We start from the raw sequence: 18,997 nt of genomic DNA on the forward strand, positions 1-18,997 counted from the left end.
TTGGGAAAATGGTCTGAAATTGGCAGTTGGAACACTTGTGATGTTGGCCGGAATACCATGTGCCAGAATACGCCCGACAAGGAAGCTCAATTTGACGCACTGCACAGGAGGGCGGTTCAGTGATCACACGCATTTCCCAAGTCACAGTTCGACTGGGAAAAAAGGCTGAATTGGTCGAATCCAGAAGGATAAAGCACTACGATCTTGTTCCCTAGGTGATCCGAACGCCCGGTACGGGAAGCCCTGAAGCGGATCACTGGCTTGAAGGCGCTAATTTCCCCCTGTCGCGGCGTCATTCCACTAGCCCAAACGCTAAAACCCCTGTAGACTCGCACATAGACCCCGAAAACGGGGCGTTGACGAGGCAGATAGTGGCGGTATCTCATGACTGAGATGGTGTATGGCGCGGTCCAGGACCAGCGCGGAGAACCGATTCTACCAAAGTGGTGGCGGACGATTGATCGTTGGACGATGTCCTGCGTACTGATCCTGTTTGTCATCGGGCTGTTGCTGGGGCTGGCCTCATCGCCGCCGCTGGCTGGTCGCAACGGGTTCGATCCGTTCCATTACGTTGAACGCCAGGCGTTGTTCGGCGGAATGGCGCTTGTTGCGATGCTGCTGACTTCGATGATGTCGCCCACACTGGTTCGACGTCTGGCGGTGTTGGGGTTTCTTGCTGCTTTTGTCGCGCTGGTCTTCCTTCCCGTCTTTGGCACAGATTTTGGCAAAGGTGCGGTGCGCTGGTATTCGCTTGGCTTTGCCTCGCTGCAGCCGTCTGAATTTCTGAAACCCGGGTTTATCGTTGTGGCGGCCTGGTTGCTGGCCGCGTCACAACAGATCAACGGCCCGCCCGGTCGGCTATGGTCTTTTGCGCTGTGCATGGCGATTGTCGCCATGTTGGTTATGCAGCCCGATTTTGGTCAGGCCTGCCTGATCCTGTTTGGCTGGGGCGTGATGTATTTCGTTGCCGGTGCGCCGATGTTGTTGCTGGTTGGTATGGCGGGGTTTGTCGTGCTTGGCGGTATGTTCGCCTATTCCAACTCGGAACATTTCGCCCGACGCATTGACGGGTTTCTGAACCAAGAGGTCGATCCGACCACCCAGCTGGGCTATGCCACCAATGCGATCCGCGAGGGCGGGCTTTTCGGTGTCGGCGTGGGTGAAGGGCAGGTGAAATGGTCGCTGCCCGATGCCCATACGGATTTCATCATCGCTGTCGCGGCCGAGGAATATGGCCTGATCCTGGTGCTGATCATCATTGCACTGTATTCGCTGATCGTCGTGCGGTCATTGCTGCGGCTGATGCGCGAGCGCGACATGTTCATCCGCCTGGCGGGCACCGGTCTGGCCTGCATGTTCGGGGTTCAGGCGATGATCAATATGGGCGTCGCCGTGCGCCTTTTGCCTGCCAAAGGCATGACTTTGCCGTTCGTCAGCTATGGTGGGTCCTCGCTGATTGCAGGTGGTATTGCAATCGGCATGCTTCTGGCGTTTACCCGCACCCGCCCACAGGGCGAACTTGGTGATATTCTACGCGGACGAGGCTGATGGGCAAACCCTACCTTCTGATTGCGGCTGGCGGGACCGGGGGCCACATGTTCCCGGCTCAGGCGCTAGCCGAGGCGATGCTGCACAGGGGCTGGCGTGTGCGCTTGTCCACCGATACGCGCGGCGCACGATATACGGGTGGCTTTCCGCATTCGACTGAAATTGTCGAGGCGTCCTCGGCCACATTCGCCCGTGGCGGACTGCCCGCCAAACTGATGGTCGGTCCCAAGATCGCAGGTGGTGTCGCCGGTATGGCGTTTCAGATGTTGCGCGACCGACCGGACGTCGTGGTCGGCTTTGGCGGCTATCCCTCAATCCCGGCGCTGGGCGCTGCGACGATGTTGAAGATCCCGCGTATGATCCATGAACAGAATGGCGTTTTGGGCCGTGTGAACCAGCTGTTTGCGACTCGCGTGGCGCAGGTGGCTTGTGGTGTCTGGCCGACTGATCTGCCGGACGGTGCAAAGGGCATACATACCGGCAACCCGGTTCGGGCCGCTGTGCTGGACCGGGCTGCGGCAGGCTATATCCCACCGGGCGATTACCCGATGTCGATCCTGGTGATGGGTGGCTCGCAAGGGGCGCGCATCCTTAGTCAGATTGTGCCCGAAGCGATTGCCGCGCTGCCTGATGAGATGCGCCGACATATTCGTGTCGCACATCAGGCCCGCGACGAAGACAGCGCCCGTGTTTCCGCGTTTTATGACGACCACGGTATCCGTGCCGAAGTGAAACCGTTCTTTCAGGATGTGCCCCGTCGTATGTCCGATGCGCAGCTGGTGATATCACGCTCAGGCGCGTCAAGTGTGGCGGATATATCCGTCATCGGACGGCCCTCGATCCTGATCCCGTATGCCGCCGCAGCGGGCGATCATCAGACCGCCAATGCACGCGGGCTGGTTCAGGCCGGAGGGGCAATCATGATCCCAGAGAACCTGCTTGACGTTCCTTCGCTGACACAGCAAATCACCGCAGTTCTGACAAACCCCGAAGCCGCGCAAAAGATGGCCCATGCCGCCTTATCGACCGGCGCACCGGACGCGACCGAGCGTTTGGTCGCCCAGGTCGAACAGTTGGCCCAGAAGGAGACCGCATGACCCCAGCAACCAAACTGCCGCAGGATGTCGGGCCGATCCATTTCGTGGGTATCGGCGGGATCGGGATGTCGGGCATTGCCGAGGTGCTTTTGAATCTGGGCTACCGGGTGCAGGGCTCGGACCTGAAAGCGTCGAAAATCACCGACCGCCTTGCTGGTCTGGGCGCCGAGATCTTTGTCGGTCAAAGCGCTGAAAACCTTGAGAACGCCGCCGTGGTTGTGGTGTCGACCGCGATCAAACCGGGCAACCCGGAGCTGGACGGTGCCCGTGCGCGGGGCCTGCCAGTGGTGCGTCGGGCCGATATGCTGGCCGAGTTGATGCGCTTGAAATCCAACATTGCCATTGCCGGAACCCACGGCAAGACCACCACCACCACGATGATGGCTGAACTGATGGTGGCAGGGGAATTTGACCCGACCGTGATCAATGGCGGTATCATTCACGCTTATGGCTCGAATGCGCGAATGGGGCAGGGCGAATGGATGGTGGTCGAGGCGGACGAATCCGACGGCTCGTTCAACCGTCTGCCTGCGACCATTGCCATTGTCACCAATATCGACCCCGAGCATATGGAGCATTGGGGCGATTTCGACCAGCTGCGCGACGGGTTCTACGAATTTGTCTCGAACCTGCCGTTTTACGGGCTTGCCGTCTGCTGCACCGACCACGCCGAAGTGCAAACACTGGTGGGTCGCATCACAGACCGGCGCGTGCGGACTTATGGTTTCAACGCGCAGGCGGATGTGCGGGCCGAGAACCTGACCTATAAGGGCGGCGTCGCACATTTCGACATTCACCTGCAATACGAAGACAAGAGGATCGAGGGCTGCACCCTGCCGATGCCAGGCGACCACAACGTCTCGAACGCGTTGTCTGCGGTTGCTGTTGCCCGCCATCTGGGCATGAAAGCCGCCGAAATCCGCGAAGCGTTGGCTAATTTCGGTGGCGTCAATCGTCGCTTTACCAAAGTGGGTGAGGTCGATGGTGTCACGATCATCGACGATTACGGTCACCACCCGGTTGAAATCGCAGCGGTTCTGAAAGCCGCACGCCAGGCCACCGAAGGCCGTGTGATCGCGGTCCATCAACCCCACAGGTATTCGCGTTTGTCTAATCTGTTCGATGATTTCTGTACCTGTTTCAATGACGCCGACGTTGTTGCCATCGCCGATATTTTCGCTGCCGGAGAGGACCCGATCGAAGGGGCGTCCCGCGATGACCTGGTTCAGGGGCTCATCCGGCATGGGCATCGACATGCCCGCGCTTTGATGGACGAATCCGATCTTGAACGTCTGGTTCGTGAACAGGCCCGCCCCGGAGACATGGTTGTCTGCCTTGGAGCCGGTACGATCAGCGCCTGGGCCAATGGCCTGCCTTCGCGCTTGCAGAAATAACAGGCGATGTGACGTAATGGACTCTTTTGTGGTGCAACCCTAAAGAGTGATCGTGCAACCGCAGAAAAAGCGGTCTCGGAGGCAAGATTTGGCGTACTCGGTATTATTTGCAGGGTTGTGGGTCATAGCGTCGACTATCGTGGCCATGCTACCGATGCGCCTGCAATTTCCACCGGGGATTGTGTTGGGTATCGTTGCGCCGGCGCTGATTGTCTGGCTGGGTTACGATTTCGGCTGGTTCTTTTCGGTCCTGGGCTTTGCGGCTTTTGCATCCATGTTCCGCAACCCAATTCGCCACTATTGGCAACGTTGGACAGGCCGAGGGGACGACGAATGAATTGGTCCATTGCCCTTGCCGCCCTGTGGGGAGTTGTTGCGAATGTGCTGGCGATGATCCCCAGCAAGGATAATCACTGGACCCGCGCCTATTTCTTGATTGCTGCGGGTATTCCTATCGTTGGCTATGTCACGCTGCAGAACGGCCCATGGATCGGGTTGATTGTTCTGGTTGCTGGGATCTCGGTACTGCGTTGGCCCGTGATTTATCTGGGCCGGTGGTTGCGTCGGATCCTGGGTGCCGCGCAATAGCGGATACAGCTTGCTTTGGCGGTTCAAATCCGCGAATTAGCGGCCATGACTTCTGTTCCCTCGCCACGCGGCAAGCTCACCCAGAACCGCCCGCTGAATGATCTGACCTGGTTGCGGGTCGGAGGACCGGCGGATTACCTTTTTCAACCCGCCGACCAAGAAGACCTGCAGCAGTTTCTGCGCGACTTACCTGACGATATCACGGTTTTCCCGATGGGCGTCGGTTCGAACCTGATCGTCCGGGACGGAGGGCTGCGCGCCGTAGTGATCCGGTTGGGCCGGGGATTTAATGGCATCTCGATTGAGGGCAACATTGTCACCGCAGGCGCGGCGGCGCTGGATGGGCATGTGGCGCGCAAGGCAGCTGATGCGGGCGTGGACCTGACGTTTTTGCGAACCATTCCGGGGTCGATTGGCGGGGCTGTGCGGATGAATGCGGGATGTTATGGCAGCTATACGGCGGATGTTCTGTGCAAGGCGACGATCATTACGCGGCAAGGGCAGGTCGTCGATCTGACGCCCGAAGAACTGAATTTTCGCTATCGTCAGTCGGATCTGCCTGAGGGGGCGGTGCTGATCTCGGCCACGTTCGAAGGCCCCCTAGATGATGCTGATGAACTGCATGCCCGCATGGACTCGCAGTTGAAAAAGCGGGATGAGACCCAGCCGACCAAAGATCGCAGCGCGGGCTCGACCTTTCGCAATCCGGCGGGATTTTCCTCAACCGGTCGCGCGGATGATGTGCATGACCTCAAGGCCTGGAAGGTGATCGACGACGCGGGAATGCGGGGCGTGATGCGGGGTGGAGCGCAGATGAGCCCCAAGCATCCCAATTTTCTGATCAACACCGGCTCTGCCACCGCTGCCGACCTCGAAGGGTTGGGCGAAGATGTGCGAAAAAAGGTTTACGAAACAAGCGGCATCACGCTAGAGTGGGAAATCATGCGGGTCGGTGATCCGCTGACAGATTAAAGCTCCGACCGTCAGACCCAAAACAGGCAAAATAGGGCGACGGATCAAAGGCATAAAGCAGGACGGACCACCACATAAGGTCCGCAGGATTTGAGGCGCACGACGTGGGTAGTTCGAGCAGGACAAACCCCAAAGTGGCGGTATTGATGGGTGGACCCTCGGCGGAACGTGAGGTGTCTCTCAGCTCTGGGCGCGAATGCGCAGCCGCCCTAAGGGGAGAAGGCTTTGAAGTGGTCGAACTGGACGCGGGTCCGGACCTCTATGCGCGCCTTTTGGATATCAAGCCGGATGTGGTCTTCAACGCTCTGCATGGTCGCTGGGGCGAGGATGGCTGCGTGCAGGGTCTGCTGGAGTGGTTGCGTATTCCCTATACCCATTCGGGTGTGCTGGCTTCGGCGTTGGCCATGGACAAGCAGCGCAGCAAAGCGGCGTTCCGTATCGCGGGTCTGCCAGTCGCCGAAAGTGTGATCGAGGCCAAATCCGAAGTTGCCGCGCGTCACACGATGGAACCGCCCTATGTGGTCAAGCCCAACAACGAGGGTTCCAGCGTCGGCATTTATCTGGTGCATGAGGGCGCCAACACTCCACCGAAACTGGCAGACGACATGCCCGAACTGGTAATGGTCGAACAATATGTGGCTGGCCGCGAGTTGACCGTCACAGTCATGGGCGACCGCGCCCTGACCGTGACAGAAATCATGACGGATGGCTGGTACGATTACGATGCCAAGTACAAGCCGGGCGGGTCGTGGCATATGCTGCCTGCTGAAATCCCGCAGGACATTTTTGACCTGTGTATGGGCTTTGCCAAACAGGCGCATGATCTGTTGGGTTGCAAAGGCGTCAGCCGCACAGATTTTCGGTGGGATGACAGCAAGGGCGCAGAGGGCTTGTTCCTGCTGGAAACCAACACCCAGCCAGGAATGACGCCGACGTCACTGGCTCCGGAACAGGGCGCGCATTGCGGGATAACCTTCGGCCAGTTTTGCGCATGGATGGTGGAGGACGCATCATGCGACCGCTGACAGCCACCCGTGCGCCGGTTATCCATCGGTCAAAGCCACTTGCCGGTCCGGATGCCGATTTCGCTTCGGGGGACCGCAACAATGTAGAACCCAAGTTCCGCCTGCGGCGACTTTGGGGGCGTAAGTCATCGGCGTTTGATCCGGCGCCGTCCCGCCTAAGCTATCGGTTGCAGCGCTGGATGTTGACGCCTGGTGTTCGCCGTGGCCTGAAATACGGGCTGCCGGTCTTCGCTGTGTGTGCTGCGCTTGGCGGGTATTTCAGCTCTCAGGACCGGCGCGAAGCGATTGTGGCTCATGTCCATGATGTGAAAATCTCGATCCAGCAGCGACCAGAATTCATGGTCAACCTGATGGCGATTGATGGGGCGGGAACCAACCTTTCGGAAGACATTCGTGAAGTGGTGCCGCTGGACTTCCCAATCAGTTCCTGGGACCTGGATGTCGAACAGATGCGCGAAACGATCACAGGATTGGATCCGGTTAAATCAGCCTCTGTGCGCATCCGTCCAGGAGGTATCCTGCAGGTGGATGTTGTCGAACGGCAGCCCGCCATTGTCTGGCGTACCCGCCGAGGGGTCGAATTGCTGGATGAAACTGGCGCGCATGTTGAAATCATCGCATCGCGGCAGGATCACTCCAATCTGCCACTGATCGCGGGTGAGGGCGCGGATTCCTATGTACCCGAAGCGCTGCAACTGACTGCCACAGCCAGCAGTCTTGGCAATCGGGTGCGCGGTCTGGTGCGAATTGGCGAACGTCGCTGGGATCTGGTTCTGGATCGCGGTCAGCGCATCATGTTGCCGACAGAACGGCCAGTGCGCGCATTGGAACGCGTGTTGGCCGTGAACGAGGTTCAGGATCTTCTGGAACGCGATGTGGCCGTGGTGGATATGCGCCTGGGTCAGCGACCAACAATCCGAATGACCAAAGCCGCCAGCGAAGACTGGTGGAATACAAAAGTAGATGTGAGTAGTGGGCAGTAACGACAATGATGACCGATCTTTATCAGTCCCAACGGGCCATGCGGCAAATGCGCAGGCAGGCGATGCAACGCGGCGTTGTCGCTATTCTGGATGTCGGGAGCTCAAAGATTTCCTGCCTTGTTCTGCGGTTCGACGGCGCCGGGCGTTTGCACGAGGACAGTGGCATCGGGTCTCTGGCCGGACAATCCGGGTTTCGGGTGATCGGTGCCGCGACCACGCGGTCCCGTGGTGTGCAATTTGGCGAAGTCACTGCGATGCAGGAGACCGAGCGCGCCATTCGAACCGCGCTTCAGGCCGCGCAGAAAATGGCAGATATCCGTGTCGACCATGTGATCGCCTGTTTCTCGGGGGCAAACCCGCGGTCCTATGGTTTGGATGCCCAGGTGGATCTGGAAGGTCAGCTGGTAACCGAGGCCGAAGTCGGCCGGGTTCTGAATGCCTGTGACGTGCCCGACTATGGTGCGGGCCGCGAAGTCCTACATGCTCAGCCGGTGAATTTTGCGCTGGATAACCGATCGGGCCTGATCGACCCAAGGGGTCAGATGGGGCAATCGCTGGCCGTCGATATGCACATGCTGACCGTGGACGCGGTTGCAATCCAGAATATCGTGCGCTGTATCAAGCGTTGCGATCTCGAATTGGCCGGTATCGCAAATTCGGCCTATGTCTCGGGTATTTCGGCGCTGGTTGAGGATGAACAGGAACTGGGTGCGGCCTGTATCGACATGGGCGGTGGCACCACGAGCGTGTCAATATTCATGAAGAAACACATGATCTATGCCGATTGCGTGCGCATGGGTGGGGATCATGTGACCAGTGACATCTCGATGGGGCTGGGCGTTCCGGCGTCTGTTGCCGAACGGATCAAGACATTCAATGGCGGCGTTCACGCGACAGGCGCGGATGACCGCGACCTGATCGACATTGGCGGTGATACCGGCGATTGGGAACATGACCGCCGTACGGTCAGCCGGGCAGAGTTGATAGGTATCATGCGTCCACGTGTCGAAGAAATCCTGGAAGAAGTGCGTGTCCGGCTGGATGCGGCTGGCTTTGAGCACATGCCCAGTCAGCAGATCGTCCTGACCGGAGGCGGTAGCCAAATCATGGGGCTGGACGGGTTGGCCTCTCGTATTCTGGGCCAGCGTGTTCGCCTTGGTCGCCCGCTGCGGGTCCATGGGTTGCCGCAATCGGCCACAGGGCCGGGGTTCTCTTCGGTTGTGGGGCTAAGCCTGTTTGCAGCCAACCCACAGGATGAATGGTGGGATTTTGAAATCCCCGTAGACACCTATTCCGCACGCCCGTTCAAGCGCGCTGTGCGGTGGTTCCGTGACAACTGGTAAGGCCGCGATCGCGGCGCTGGTCATGGCTGTGCCGTCAGCGATAGAGGCTCAGACCCGTATCACACCCGAAGCCTTCCTGGGGGCCGTTCAAGGAAAGACCGTAAAGTTTCACGTCTATGACAGCGGAATGCTGGTCGGCACCGAAGAGTTCCTGAGCCCGACTCTCTCGGTCTGGCGTATGGAGGGCAAGGGTTGTGTGTACGGGAAAATTACAACTCCTAATGGGCAGATTTGCTTTCTGTACGACGATGACGAGGATGGTCTGCCAGTTTGCTGGTGGCCGTTTTTGTATGAAGACCAGTTGATGGTGCGAATGGTCGGTTTCTCCAGGACAGAAATTCAAGAGGTCAGGGACATTTCTGAGAAAGGTCTTAACTGCCCAAGTGCCCCAATTAGCTAAAGAAATATCTTGCAGGGGCTGTCAAAATCCCGCAAGATATCCACAGGGTCCGTCAGAGGCCTTGCGAGAGGGCTTGAGCAGTTTTCCGCAGACAGAATGTGAATGAATTGCAAGTGACGCGCCCGTCAACAGTGGCGCGAGCGTCGCATGTTTTGTGGTGCTTTGAGATAATTCCGCAACATCTGGCAATCTCTGCCAAATACTGTTTCCAGGTGCCTTATTTCCTCCATATTTTGTGGATTTTCGCGATTTTTGGCGTGACGTTTGCCGTTTGGATCGGTAGGATTGTTAGTGGATAGGTAAGAAAAACACCGCGTTGGCGGGTTATATAAACAGGCGGACAGAAGCATGACATTGAATCTTTCGATGCCCGGGCACGACGAGCTGAAGCCTCGGATTACAGTTTTTGGCGTTGGCGGAGCGGGCGGTAACGCCGTCAACAACATGATTGAAAAACAGTTGGACGGTGTCGATTTTGTCGTTGCCAACACCGATGCCCAGGCGCTGCAGCAAAGCCAGTCTTCGTCACGAGTTCAACTAGGCGTGAAAGTCACCGAAGGTCTGGGTGCGGGCGCGCGTCCGACAGTGGGTGCGGCAGCGGCCGAAGAAAGCATCGAGCAGATTGTAGACCATCTGGCAGGCGCGCATATGTGCTTCATCACGGCCGGTATGGGCGGTGGCACCGGCACGGGTGCCGCACCGATCATCGCGCAGGCAGCGCGTGAATTGGGTGTTTTGACCGTCGGTGTTGTGACCAAGCCTTTCCAGTTCGAAGGCGCCAAGCGGATGCGTCAGGCCGAAGACGGTGTTGAAGCCTTGCAGCGCGTTGTCGACACGCTGATCATCATTCCAAACCAGAACCTGTTCCGTCTGGCCAACGAAAAGACCACGTTTACCGAGGCGTTTTCGATGGCGGATGACGTTCTGTATCAGGGTGTCAAAGGCGTGACCGACTTGATGGTGCGTCCGGGCCTGATCAACCTCGACTTCGCGGATGTTCGCGCCGTTATGGACGAGATGGGCAAGGCGATGATGGGCACGGGCGAAGCCACCGGCGAAGATCGCGCGGTTCAGGCCGCCGAGAAGGCCATCGCGAACCCGCTGTTGGATGAAATCAGCCTCAAGGGCGCCAAGGGCGTTCTGATCAACATCACCGGCAGCCACGACCTGACCCTGTTCGAACTGGACGAAGCCGCAAACCGTATCCGTGAGGAAGTGGACCCAGAGGCGAATATCATCGTCGGCTCCACGCTGGATACCGCAATGGAAGGCGGCATGCGCGTTTCGGTTGTGGCAACAGGTATCGACGCCAGCGAAAAACAGGATGATGTGCCTGTCGCGCGTCGTTCGATGTCGGCACCGCTGACCCGTTCGGTTTCTGCAGAGGAAGCGGCCCTGGAAGAAATGTCAGTGGCGGCAAGCGCCGAACCTGAACCTCAGCCCGAACCAACGCGTGAACCTTCGCTGTTTGAAACAACTGAAGAGCCGATGGAACCGCAGTTCCAACCGCGCGCAGAACAGGATGATGACGGCCTGCCACCCCCGGCCTATCAGCCGCGCGTGGCCGAATTCGAGCCGACTCCCGAGCCGGTCGAATACGCCCCAGAAAGCTTTGTCGCACCTCAGCCGCAAGCACCCGCAGGATCGCCGTCACCTGAAGCGCTGAGGCGCTTGCAGGCAGCCGTCCAGAATGTACCTCCGGCTGAAAGAGGTCATCCTGCGCCTCGACCGCAGGAGGTCTCCGATAATCATGGGGATGCCGACCGCCCGCGATTTGGTTTTAACCGCCTGATTGATCGCATGACCGGCCACGCAGCCGATACTCCGGCGCAGCAACCGGCCCGCCAGCAGCCGGTATTGCGCCAATCTGACGCTACGGCACCTGCACATGTCGAGGACGACCCGGAGCAGGATCGGATCGAAATACCGGCCTTCCTTCGCCGTCAAGCCAACTGATCGCGGTAACAATATACTAAAGAGGGGCTGCCATTTGGCGGCCCTTTCTTATTTTAAAACAGTGCATTATCCCTATGTGAGCAGGGTTTTGCCGACCTGTCACATTCATGTTTCATTCGGTTGCAAAGAGTGAGTTGAGCCTTTTGACCTGCTTCCTTAGTTGAATGCCAACACGGCCATCACAGGTCGGACGCCACTCACCGAGGTCACACTTGCAACATACGCTCAAATCTCCGATCACGTTTACAGGCCTGGGGCTGCACAGCGGTAAGCCTGCGACGATGATCCTGAAGCCGGCTGCTGCTGGCCACGGCATCTGGTTCAAACGGACGGATATCGAGCTGGGCAATGCGTTGATCCCTGCAATCTACGATGTGGTCGATCGTACCCCGCTTTGTACCCGACTGGTCAATGAAGCAGGCGTTACGGTTTCCACCGTCGAGCATATCATGGCAGCTTTGGCTGGATGCGGTGTCCACAATGCGCTGATCGAGATTGATGGCCCCGAGGTGCCGATCATGGACGGGTCTTCGATTGAATTCGTTCGTGGCATCATGTTGAAAGGCGTGCGTCGTCAGGCAAGCCCGGTCCTGGCCTATGAAGTTCTTAAACCTGTGACCGCAACCCGTGAGGGTGCCAGTGCTTCGATTGCGCCTGCGGACGGTTTGATTATCGATTTTCATATCGATTTTGAAGACAGCGCCATTGGTCGTCAGACTAAGACGCTGGATATGTGCAATGGCTCTTTTGCACGCGAGCTTAGTGATTGCCGGACATTTTGCCGTCGTACCGACGTCGAAGCGATGCGCGAGAACGGCTTGGCTCTTGGCGGCACGCTTGAAAATGCTGTGGTCGTTCAGGGCGACGAAGTTCTGACCCCGGGTGGCCTTCGCCACGCAGACGAGGCAGTGCGTCACAAGATGCTAGATGCTCTGGGTGACTTGTATTTGGCGGGTGGACCGATTCTGGGTCATTTCACCGGCGACAAGTCTGGTCATGCGATGACAAACACGCTGCTGCGCAAGCTGTTTGAAACGCCCGGTGCTGTGCGTCCGATCCTGTGTACCCCCGAACAGGCCGCGCGTCTGCCCGGGCAGGGTCTGGTCTGGGACGAAATCCCCGAAGTCGCCTGATTGGTTCCACTCTGCTGACAAATCCGCCAAAGGGCCTACTAAGGCGTTTTGCACTGGAATTTTATGTGCTAGACCAAGGCCCAAACCGGGGTATTCCCATTAAGCAAGACGACAAGGATTGGCGGAATGATAGGCACCAAAGCGGCGGTCAGATTCGCAGGGGCGGTACTTCTGACAGCAGTTTTGACAGCGTGCAACAGCGGGGGCGCTGACCGCAATCAGAACCTAGAAGGGTTCACCCCCGAACAGATTTTCACGCGTGGGGAATTTGAGCTGTCGGAGAATCGTTCCGACGATGCGGCGTGGTACTTCTCAGAGGTTGAACGTCTTTACCCTTACTCTGACTGGGCAAAGCGCGCGCTGATCATGCAGGCGTTTTCGTACCATGCAGATGAGAATTACGAAGAAAGCCGTGCAGCGGCACAGCGCTATATAGATTTCTATCCAACCGACGAAGATGCGGCCTATGCCCAATATCTGTTGGCACTCAGCTATTATGACCAGATTGACGAGGTGGGCCGCGATCAGGGCCTGACGTTCCAGGCGCTTCAGTCATTGCGCACGGTGATCGAGGTCTATCCGGACAGCGAATATGCCACCTCCGCCGTGTTGAAATTCGATCTGGCCTTTGACCATCTGGCTGGCAAAGAAATGGAGATCGGACGTTATTATCTGCGTCAGGATCACTATACTGCCGCGATCAACCGGTTCCGCGTTGTGGTAGAGGATTTTCAGACAACTTCGCATACCGCTGAAGCGCTCTATCGCCTGATCGAGGCCTATCTCTCGTTGGGTCTGGTGGATGAGGCGCAATCGGCCGGTGCAATTCTGGGTTACAACTACCAATCCTCGGAATGGTATGACGCTGGCTATAAGCTGCTGACCTCTCGCGGGCTGAAACTCAAAAGCCGCGGCAACAACTGGCTCAGCACGATTTATCGCCAGACCGTCAAAGGTCAGTGGTTGTAATCGCCATGGCTAAAGGCGTGGGACGCTGAGACCCGATGCTGCGCGCCCTTGATATCCGCGATATGCTGATCATCGACCGGTTGGAACTGACGTTCCAGCCGGGATTGAACGCGTTGACCGGCGAGACCGGCGCGGGCAAGTCGATCCTACTGGATTCGCTTGGGTTCGTTCTGGGCTGGCGCGGGCGGGCAGAGCTGGTGCGTCAGGGGGCAGCTCAGGGCGAAGTTGTGGCCGAGTTCGAGCTGCACGAAAACCACCCCGCACATGCGATTTTGGCCGAAGCCGGATTGCCCGGAGGCGAAGAGCTGATCCTGCGCCGCGTGAACACAGCCGAGGGACGGAAAACCGCATGGGTCAATGACCGGCGTTGCTCGGGCGAGGTGCTGCGGGCCTTGTCGGAAACCCTGGTGGAACTGCATGGCCAGCACGATGATCGCGGCCTGCTGAACCCACGTGGCCACCGCGCGATGCTGGATGATTTTGCCGGGGCAGGGGGGCAACTGGCCACTGTGCGCTCCGCATGGTCCGAGATGTCGCGCGCGCGCAAGCTTTTGTCTGAGGTCGAATCTGCCTTGGCTGCCATGCGGGCAGAGGAAGAATTTCTGCGCCATGCGGTCACTGAGCTTGATAAGCTTGATCCGCAGCCCGGCGAGGATGCCGAACTGGATGCAAGGCGCCGCATGATGCAAGGGGCAGAGCGGATTCGCGATGACGTCGCCCGTGCCTATGACTTGCTTGGCAGCGATGGGGCCGAGGGCGCGATGTCTGATGCTCTGCGCTGGTTGGAAGGCGTGTCCGATAATGCGGGCGGGCAGTTGGAAGAGCCTGTTGCCGCACTCGGGCGTGCACTGGTCGAATTGGGCGAGGCGCAAGATGGCGTTAATGCCAGTCTTCAGGCGCTGGACTTCAATCCGGTTGAACTGGAGGCAGTCGAGGAACGGCTTTTCGCCATTCGTGCGTTGGCCCGAAAGCATGACGTTGCCCCGGACGACTTGGGCGGGTTCGCGGAGACTTTGCGTGAGCGGCTGAACCGTTTGGATGCTGGTGACGCTGATCTGGCCGACAGGCGCGTTGCGGTTGAGACCGCACAGGCCGCCTACAACAAAGCTGCCAAGGCGCTCAGCACCTTGCGTCAGCGGGCAGCGTCGAAACTCGACACCGCAGTGATGGCCGAGCTCGCACCGCTGAAAATGGAACGCGCTGTGTTCCAGACCGAGATCACCCCGTCCGATCCCGGCCCCGAAGGTGCGGATGCTGTGGCGTTCACCGTTGCCACCAACCCCGGTGCACCGTCTGGACCGTTAAACAAAATCGCCTCGGGCGGTGAACTGAGCCGCTTCTTGCTGGCGCTCAAGGTCTGTCTGACCGGCGATGACAGCGCGCGCACGATGATCTTTGATGAGATCGACAGGGGTGTTGGCGGCGCGACCGCGGATGCTGTTGGCAGGCGTCTGGCTGCGCTCGCGCAGGGGGGGCAGGTGTTGGTTGTGACGCATTCGCCGCAGGTCGCCGCCCGTGCCGCCTATCATTGGCGTGTTCAGAAACATGTGACCGACGGGCAAACCCTGTCGACCGTGGTTCCATTGGCCCAAGCCGACCGGGTGGACGAAATTGCCAGGATGGTCGCCGGTGACACGATCACGGACGAAGCGCGTGCCGCTGCCCGTGCCCTTCTGGACGCATAGGCCCTCACAGACGCGCGATCCGGCTTTTAACCGTGCCCTCCGTGGCTTAGTAAGGGGTGTATTCTGATCCCCCGAGGGCAAATGACCCAGTCAACCCGCACCGTTCTGCGCAACCAGCTCAACCAGGCTCTGGCCGCGATGAAGGACGCGTGGCGGGTGATGCGCAGGCGCGGGCCCAGCCAAATCCAGTTCTGGTTCATCGCGCTGGCGATCGGGATTGCCGCAGGCTTTATGGCATTGGGATTTCGTAAGGCAATTCAGGCATTGCAGGCCTATGTCTACGACACCGGGGATATCTCGTTGCTGCACAGCCATGTGGAAAAGCTGCCGTGGTTCCTGATCCTGATCACACCGATCATCGGCGGTCTTATCGTTGGCATCATCCTGCACCGGTATACCGATGACGGGCGCGTGCGTTCGGTTGCGGATGTAATCGAAGGCGCTGCCCTCACCGATGGTCGGGTCGAAGGCAAGGCGGGTATCGCGTCTTTTTTCTCCTCGCTGATTACGCTCAGCACAGGTGGATCTACGGGTCGAGAAGGGCCGGTTGTGCATATGGCAGGCGTGATCTCGACCTGGGTCAGTAATCGTATCCATGCCGACGGAATTACCGGGCGTGATTTGCTGGGATGTGCAGTGGCGGCGGCGGTTTCGGCCAGTTTCAACTCACCCATTGCCGGTGCTCTGTTCGCGCTTGAGGTGGTGCTGCGCCATTTCGCGGTGCATGCTTTTGCGCCCATCGTTATCGCTTCGGTCGCCGGGACGGTGATTAACCGGCTGGAATACGGCGACGTGACCGAATTCACTCTGGATACGCCCGGATCACTGCAATTCTATGTCGAGCTGCCCGCGTTTCTGATCCTTGGGTTGATCTGCGGGTTGGTGGCCTTGCTTCTGATGCGGTCGATCTTTTTTGCAGAAGATATTGGCAATCACATTCAAAGCCGGCTGTCCTTGCCCGGATGGCTGCGTCCTGCTGTATCAGGCGCAATGTTGGGACTGATCGCGATCTGGTTTCCCCACATCATCGGCGTTGGATACGAAACCACGATCCGGGCTCTGGCCGGAGATTTGGTTCTGACAACCGCCATCCTGTTCGCAATCATCAAAACTGTGGCTGTTGCGATCACGATGGGGGGACGTATGGGTGGCGGTGTGTTTTCACCCTCGCTGATGATAGGTGCGTTAACCGGGTTGGCATTCGGGTTGATTGCAACGGGTTTGCTGCCCGATGTATCGGGTACCCATACCCTCTACGCATTTGCCGGGATGGGCGCGGTGGCCGCTGCCGTGCTTGGTGCCCCGATTTCGACCACGATGATTGTCTTTGAACTGACCGGAGATTGGCAGATCGGTCTGGCGGTGATGGTGTCGGTTTCAATGTCCACGGCGCTGGCTTCGCGCCTCGTGGATCGATCCTTCTTCCTGACCCAACTGGAACGGCGCAATGTGCATCTGGCCGCGGGGCCACAGGCCTATCTTCTGGCGATGTTGCGCGCAGGCGCAGTGATGCGACCGCTTGGCGATGCACGTTCAATCACCCGGGAAGAAGCACAGGTTTTGATTGATCAGGGTCTTTTTGTTCAAGCAAGCGCTACGCTTGAGGCAGCGATGCCGTTCTTCGACCGAGACGAAATCCTCTGCATACCGGTGGTGGTGAGCGGTAATGACGGAGCTGAGACGCCAGTCGGTACGCTCTACCATATTGATGCGCTAAAGGCCTATAACCGCGCGTTGGCAGCCACGGCTGCAGAAGAACATTCATAACAGAGGCCCCTGGAACATTGGTCTTTGTCCATCTTGTTCCTTGAAACAGGCGAGGCATTGAAGCGATACGATCTTTGGATCTGCACCTACCGGGCGTGGCCAGTCGAAATCCAGAGGCTCATGTGTTCGATCTGACAAGCTGTGCAGAACTGAGCTTTCTGGCTGAAAAGCATCAGGCCTTGGAGTGCTGGTGAAGGACTAACTTTACCTCACTGACGCTCTGGAATTTGTGGAACGACGCGCAACTTTGAGCCGTCGACAGCTTCCCAGAATCTTTTCGAGCTAGCGGGTCATGCAATATTGGCCGTAACATCGAGGAATTCTGATCTATTGCGGACACTTGTCGGTATCTGGCCAAAAAACGGCTGTGCGGCGTAGCCCAGTTCCGCTGCGGCTGCACCAATGTCTGATTTTGAAAGTTAGATTCAATTTCCGCAGAATCCGATTTGCACACTCTTTGTCTGTCATCGCGCTCTGAGGGCAACAATCCGAGCGAGTGATGAACTATGCGCCAACACCGCTCCTTACGATCTGTTGGCATTCGCCGCTGGAAGGAGGCCATCCGGGCGTAACAGCAGCAGCAAGATGACTGAGGCCAGAACCATTGCGTCCCGGTATGGGGCCAGACTGTCTGCCAGGAAAGCCTGTAGCAGAACCTCCAGCCCGCCGACGATGAACCCTCCAAGGACAGCGCCGCCCAAGCTGCCCAAACCCCCAAGTACGGTCGCAATGAAGGCCTTGAGAACGGGGAAAAATCCCATCAGTGGATCCACTGACCCGCGTTGTGCCGTCCAGATGACAGCGGCAATACCCGCAAGTAGCCCTGACAGGGCAAAAGCCACAGCAACGACCCGGTTGGCCTTGATACCCAGCAGTTTGAGCATCTCGATATCTTCGGCAGCGGCGCGCATGGCCATGCCAATCGTTGTGCGCCGCAACACGAATGTCAGGCCTGCAAGGGCTGAAAATGTTACGATGATTGATACGGTCGGGATAATGCCAAATGTCGTCTGGCCGATATGATAGGTGCCAGACCATGACGCTGGAAAAGAGATCGGGACGGGTCTGGCGGAAATTCCGTTCTGGAACAGAACTTTGAGGATCTCGGATACCGCGAAGGATGTGATCAAAAGTGCAACGACATCCGCGCCGCGCATGGCGCGAAACGCTGTACGCTCCATTGCCATGGCCATGAACACAGAAGCGCCAAGCCCGACAACAAGAGCGGCGATCGGCGGCAGGCCAAAGCTCATGGCCAGAAAGATGCCATAGCCCCCGAACGTCATGATTTCGCCATGCGCGAAATTGATCAATCGCACAATAGAGAACACAATCGCCAGCCCCAGGGCCAGCATCGCATAAATTCCCCCAAGGCTAAGCGCGTTGATCATTTGTTGAAGAAGAACATCCATCGCTCAAGCCGCCAGATATGCGGATTGCAAGACCGCGTCATTTGCTAGTTCCGACGGTGCACCGGCAGCGGCAACAGCGCCATTCGCCAGCACGACAGCATGATCGGCAATGTCCAGGGCAAGAGCCGCGTTTTGCTCGACCAGAAGCACTGAAATACCGTCGGCTTTCAATTCTTCTACGATGTCGAAAATCTGATCCACGACCTGCGGCGCAAGGCCAAGCGACGGTTCGTCCAGCAACAGCAAGCGCGGTCCGCTCATCAAGGCACGTCCCACCGCCAGCATCTGTTGTTCGCCCCCCGACAAAAGCCCCGCCATCTGACGGCGGCGTTCGCCCAGGATCGGGAAACGCTCTTTCATCTCGGCCAAACGTTTGGCGCTGAGCTTCTCGTCGCCCAGAATTGATCCGGCCAGCACAAGATTTTCTTCGACCGTCAGCTGCGCAAACACGCGGCGTCCTTCCGGTGAGATGGCCACACCCGCCCGCACAATGGCGTCGGGTGCGGCCCCTGTCATATCCTTGCCAAAAAGGGAAACAGCGCCCGATACCACGGGCAAAGCACCTGCGATGGCCATGACCGTCGTGGTCTTGCCTGCGCCATTGGCCCCTAAAAGCGCCGTTATGCCGCCTTTGGGGACGATCAGGTCAATGCCCTGAACCGCGCGGATTGGGCCATAGCGGACGTGCAAGCCTTGGATATCGAGTGCTGTTTCCATTGGGTTCA

At 58.3% G+C, this 18,997-nt stretch carries 17 protein-coding genes; 15 read left to right on the top strand and 2 right to left on the bottom strand.

All coding sequences use genetic code 11. The features are described from left to right. Window positions 1-384 precede the first annotated feature (384 nt). The 15 genes from ftsW to AC2FLB_RS05275 all read left to right on the top strand — a co-directional run bounded on the left by ftsW (window position 385) and on the right by AC2FLB_RS05275 (window position 16,860). Window positions 385-1,548, top strand: coding sequence for a putative lipid II flippase FtsW (ftsW, locus tag AC2FLB_RS05205; RefSeq protein ID WP_496689711.1), 1,164 nt, complete (start codon window positions 385-387; stop codon window positions 1,546-1,548). Next, the gene (locus tag AC2FLB_RS05210; protein ID WP_496708776.1) at window positions 1,548-2,645 is read left to right on the top strand and encodes a UDP-N-acetylglucosamine--N-acetylmuramyl-(pentapeptide) pyrophosphoryl-undecaprenol N-acetylglucosamine transferase; all 1,098 of its coding nucleotides are present in this window, start codon (window positions 1,548-1,550) and stop codon (window positions 2,643-2,645) included. The genes ftsW and AC2FLB_RS05210 overlap by 1 nt, the downstream gene beginning before the upstream one ends. Continuing rightward, window positions 2,642-4,039: a UDP-N-acetylmuramate--L-alanine ligase gene (murC, locus tag AC2FLB_RS05215; protein WP_282021454.1), complete on the top strand. Its 1,398-nt coding sequence runs from the start codon at window positions 2,642-2,644 to the stop codon at window positions 4,037-4,039. Before AC2FLB_RS05210 ends, murC begins: the two co-directional genes overlap by 4 nt. A 52-nt stretch (window positions 4,040-4,091) precedes the next feature. Further along, entirely contained in the window at window positions 4,092-4,376 is a 285-nt protein-coding gene (locus tag AC2FLB_RS05220) for a DUF2484 family protein (RefSeq protein ID WP_496708777.1), read from the top strand. Beyond that, window positions 4,373-4,627 carry a DUF2484 family protein gene (locus AC2FLB_RS05225; RefSeq protein ID WP_142635031.1) on the top strand — a complete coding sequence of 85 codons (255 nt, stop codon included), beginning with the start codon at window positions 4,373-4,375 and terminating at the stop codon, window positions 4,625-4,627. Before AC2FLB_RS05220 ends, AC2FLB_RS05225 begins: the two co-directional genes overlap by 4 nt. A gap of 45 nt (window positions 4,628-4,672) precedes the next feature. Further along, window positions 4,673-5,599: a UDP-N-acetylmuramate dehydrogenase gene (gene murB / locus AC2FLB_RS05230; protein WP_496708778.1), complete on the top strand. Its 927-nt coding sequence runs from the start codon at window positions 4,673-4,675 to the stop codon at window positions 5,597-5,599. Window positions 5,600-5,745: 146 nt separating this feature from the next. Further along, a complete protein-coding gene (locus AC2FLB_RS05235) occupies window positions 5,746-6,624 on the top strand; it encodes a D-alanine--D-alanine ligase (protein ID WP_496708779.1) in 879 nt (292 codons plus the stop codon). Beyond that, on the top strand, window positions 6,612-7,607 hold the full coding sequence (locus AC2FLB_RS05240; protein ID WP_142635027.1) for a cell division protein FtsQ/DivIB: 996 nt from the start codon (window positions 6,612-6,614) through the stop codon (window positions 7,605-7,607). The genes AC2FLB_RS05235 and AC2FLB_RS05240 overlap by 13 nt, the downstream gene beginning before the upstream one ends. Window positions 7,608-7,615: 8 nt before the next feature. Then, window positions 7,616-8,950, top strand: a complete 1,335-nt coding sequence (gene ftsA, locus AC2FLB_RS05245; protein WP_281972769.1) for a cell division protein FtsA — start codon at window positions 7,616-7,618, stop codon at window positions 8,948-8,950. After that, window positions 8,937-9,350: a hypothetical protein gene (locus AC2FLB_RS05250; protein WP_271950279.1), complete on the top strand. Its 414-nt coding sequence runs from the start codon at window positions 8,937-8,939 to the stop codon at window positions 9,348-9,350. Before ftsA ends, AC2FLB_RS05250 begins: the two co-directional genes overlap by 14 nt. A 348-nt stretch (window positions 9,351-9,698) precedes the next feature. Next, window positions 9,699-11,306, top strand: coding sequence for a cell division protein FtsZ (gene ftsZ, locus AC2FLB_RS05255; RefSeq protein WP_271950278.1), 1,608 nt, complete (start codon window positions 9,699-9,701; stop codon window positions 11,304-11,306). 212 nt (window positions 11,307-11,518) lie between these two features. Beyond that, complete coding sequence (lpxC, locus tag AC2FLB_RS05260; protein ID WP_185956629.1) at window positions 11,519-12,439, top strand: UDP-3-O-acyl-N-acetylglucosamine deacetylase; 921 nt, start codon at window positions 11,519-11,521, stop codon at window positions 12,437-12,439. Between the two features lie 126 nt (window positions 12,440-12,565). After that, window positions 12,566-13,408 carry an outer membrane protein assembly factor BamD gene (locus AC2FLB_RS05265; RefSeq protein WP_142635022.1) on the top strand — a complete coding sequence of 281 codons (843 nt, stop codon included), beginning with the start codon at window positions 12,566-12,568 and terminating at the stop codon, window positions 13,406-13,408. Between the two features lie 35 nt (window positions 13,409-13,443). Next, a complete protein-coding gene (recN, locus tag AC2FLB_RS05270) occupies window positions 13,444-15,093 on the top strand; it encodes a DNA repair protein RecN (RefSeq protein ID WP_496708780.1) in 1,650 nt (549 codons plus the stop codon). Window positions 15,094-15,174: 81 nt separating this feature from the next. After that, a complete protein-coding gene (locus AC2FLB_RS05275; protein ID WP_142635018.1) occupies window positions 15,175-16,860 on the top strand; it encodes a chloride channel protein in 1,686 nt (561 codons plus the stop codon). A gap of 524 nt (window positions 16,861-17,384) precedes the next feature. Here AC2FLB_RS05275 and AC2FLB_RS05280 read toward each other — a convergent pair. Together AC2FLB_RS05280 and AC2FLB_RS05285 are read right to left on the bottom strand one after the other, a co-directional pair. Further along, window positions 17,385-18,251: a branched-chain amino acid ABC transporter permease gene (locus AC2FLB_RS05280; RefSeq protein WP_496708781.1), complete on the bottom strand. Its 867-nt coding sequence runs from the start codon at window positions 18,249-18,251 to the stop codon at window positions 17,385-17,387. A gap of 24 nt (window positions 18,252-18,275) precedes the next feature. Continuing rightward, window positions 18,276-18,989, bottom strand: coding sequence for an ABC transporter ATP-binding protein (locus tag AC2FLB_RS05285; protein WP_496702094.1), 714 nt, complete (start codon window positions 18,987-18,989; stop codon window positions 18,276-18,278). Between the last annotated feature and the right edge of the window lie 8 nt (window positions 18,990-18,997).

It is taken from the genome of Ruegeria sp. CDSA236, from assembly GCF_059611285.1.

Bases quoted from the DNA above. Each gene is read 5' to 3' on its own strand.
- ftsZ (WP_271950278.1), top strand. From the start codon at position 9,699: ATGACATTGAATCTTTCGATGCCCGGGCACGACGAGCTGAAGCCTCGG.
- AC2FLB_RS05280 (WP_496708781.1), bottom strand. From the start codon at position 18,251: ATGATCAACGCGCTTAGCCTTGGGGGAATTTATGCGATGCTGGCCCTG.
- AC2FLB_RS05225 (WP_142635031.1), top strand. From the start codon at position 4,373: ATGAATTGGTCCATTGCCCTTGCCGCCCTGTGGGGAGTTGTTGCGAAT.
- AC2FLB_RS05210 (WP_496708776.1), top strand. From the start codon at position 1,548: ATGGGCAAACCCTACCTTCTGATTGCGGCTGGCGGGACCGGGGGCCAC.
- ftsW (WP_496689711.1), top strand. From the start codon at position 385: ATGACTGAGATGGTGTATGGCGCGGTCCAGGACCAGCGCGGAGAACCG.
- murC (WP_282021454.1), top strand. From the start codon at position 2,642: ATGACCCCAGCAACCAAACTGCCGCAGGATGTCGGGCCGATCCATTTC.
- AC2FLB_RS05240 (WP_142635027.1), top strand. From the start codon at position 6,612: ATGCGACCGCTGACAGCCACCCGTGCGCCGGTTATCCATCGGTCAAAG.
- ftsA (WP_281972769.1), top strand. From the start codon at position 7,616: ATGACCGATCTTTATCAGTCCCAACGGGCCATGCGGCAAATGCGCAGG.
- AC2FLB_RS05275 (WP_142635018.1), top strand. From the start codon at position 15,175: ATGACCCAGTCAACCCGCACCGTTCTGCGCAACCAGCTCAACCAGGCT.
- AC2FLB_RS05285 (WP_496702094.1), bottom strand. From the start codon at position 18,989: ATGGAAACAGCACTCGATATCCAAGGCTTGCACGTCCGCTATGGCCCA.
- murB (WP_496708778.1), top strand. From the start codon at position 4,673: ATGACTTCTGTTCCCTCGCCACGCGGCAAGCTCACCCAGAACCGCCCG.
- AC2FLB_RS05265 (WP_142635022.1), top strand. From the start codon at position 12,566: ATGATAGGCACCAAAGCGGCGGTCAGATTCGCAGGGGCGGTACTTCTG.
- AC2FLB_RS05235 (WP_496708779.1), top strand. From the start codon at position 5,746: ATGGGTGGACCCTCGGCGGAACGTGAGGTGTCTCTCAGCTCTGGGCGC.
- recN (WP_496708780.1), top strand. From the start codon at position 13,444: ATGCTGCGCGCCCTTGATATCCGCGATATGCTGATCATCGACCGGTTG.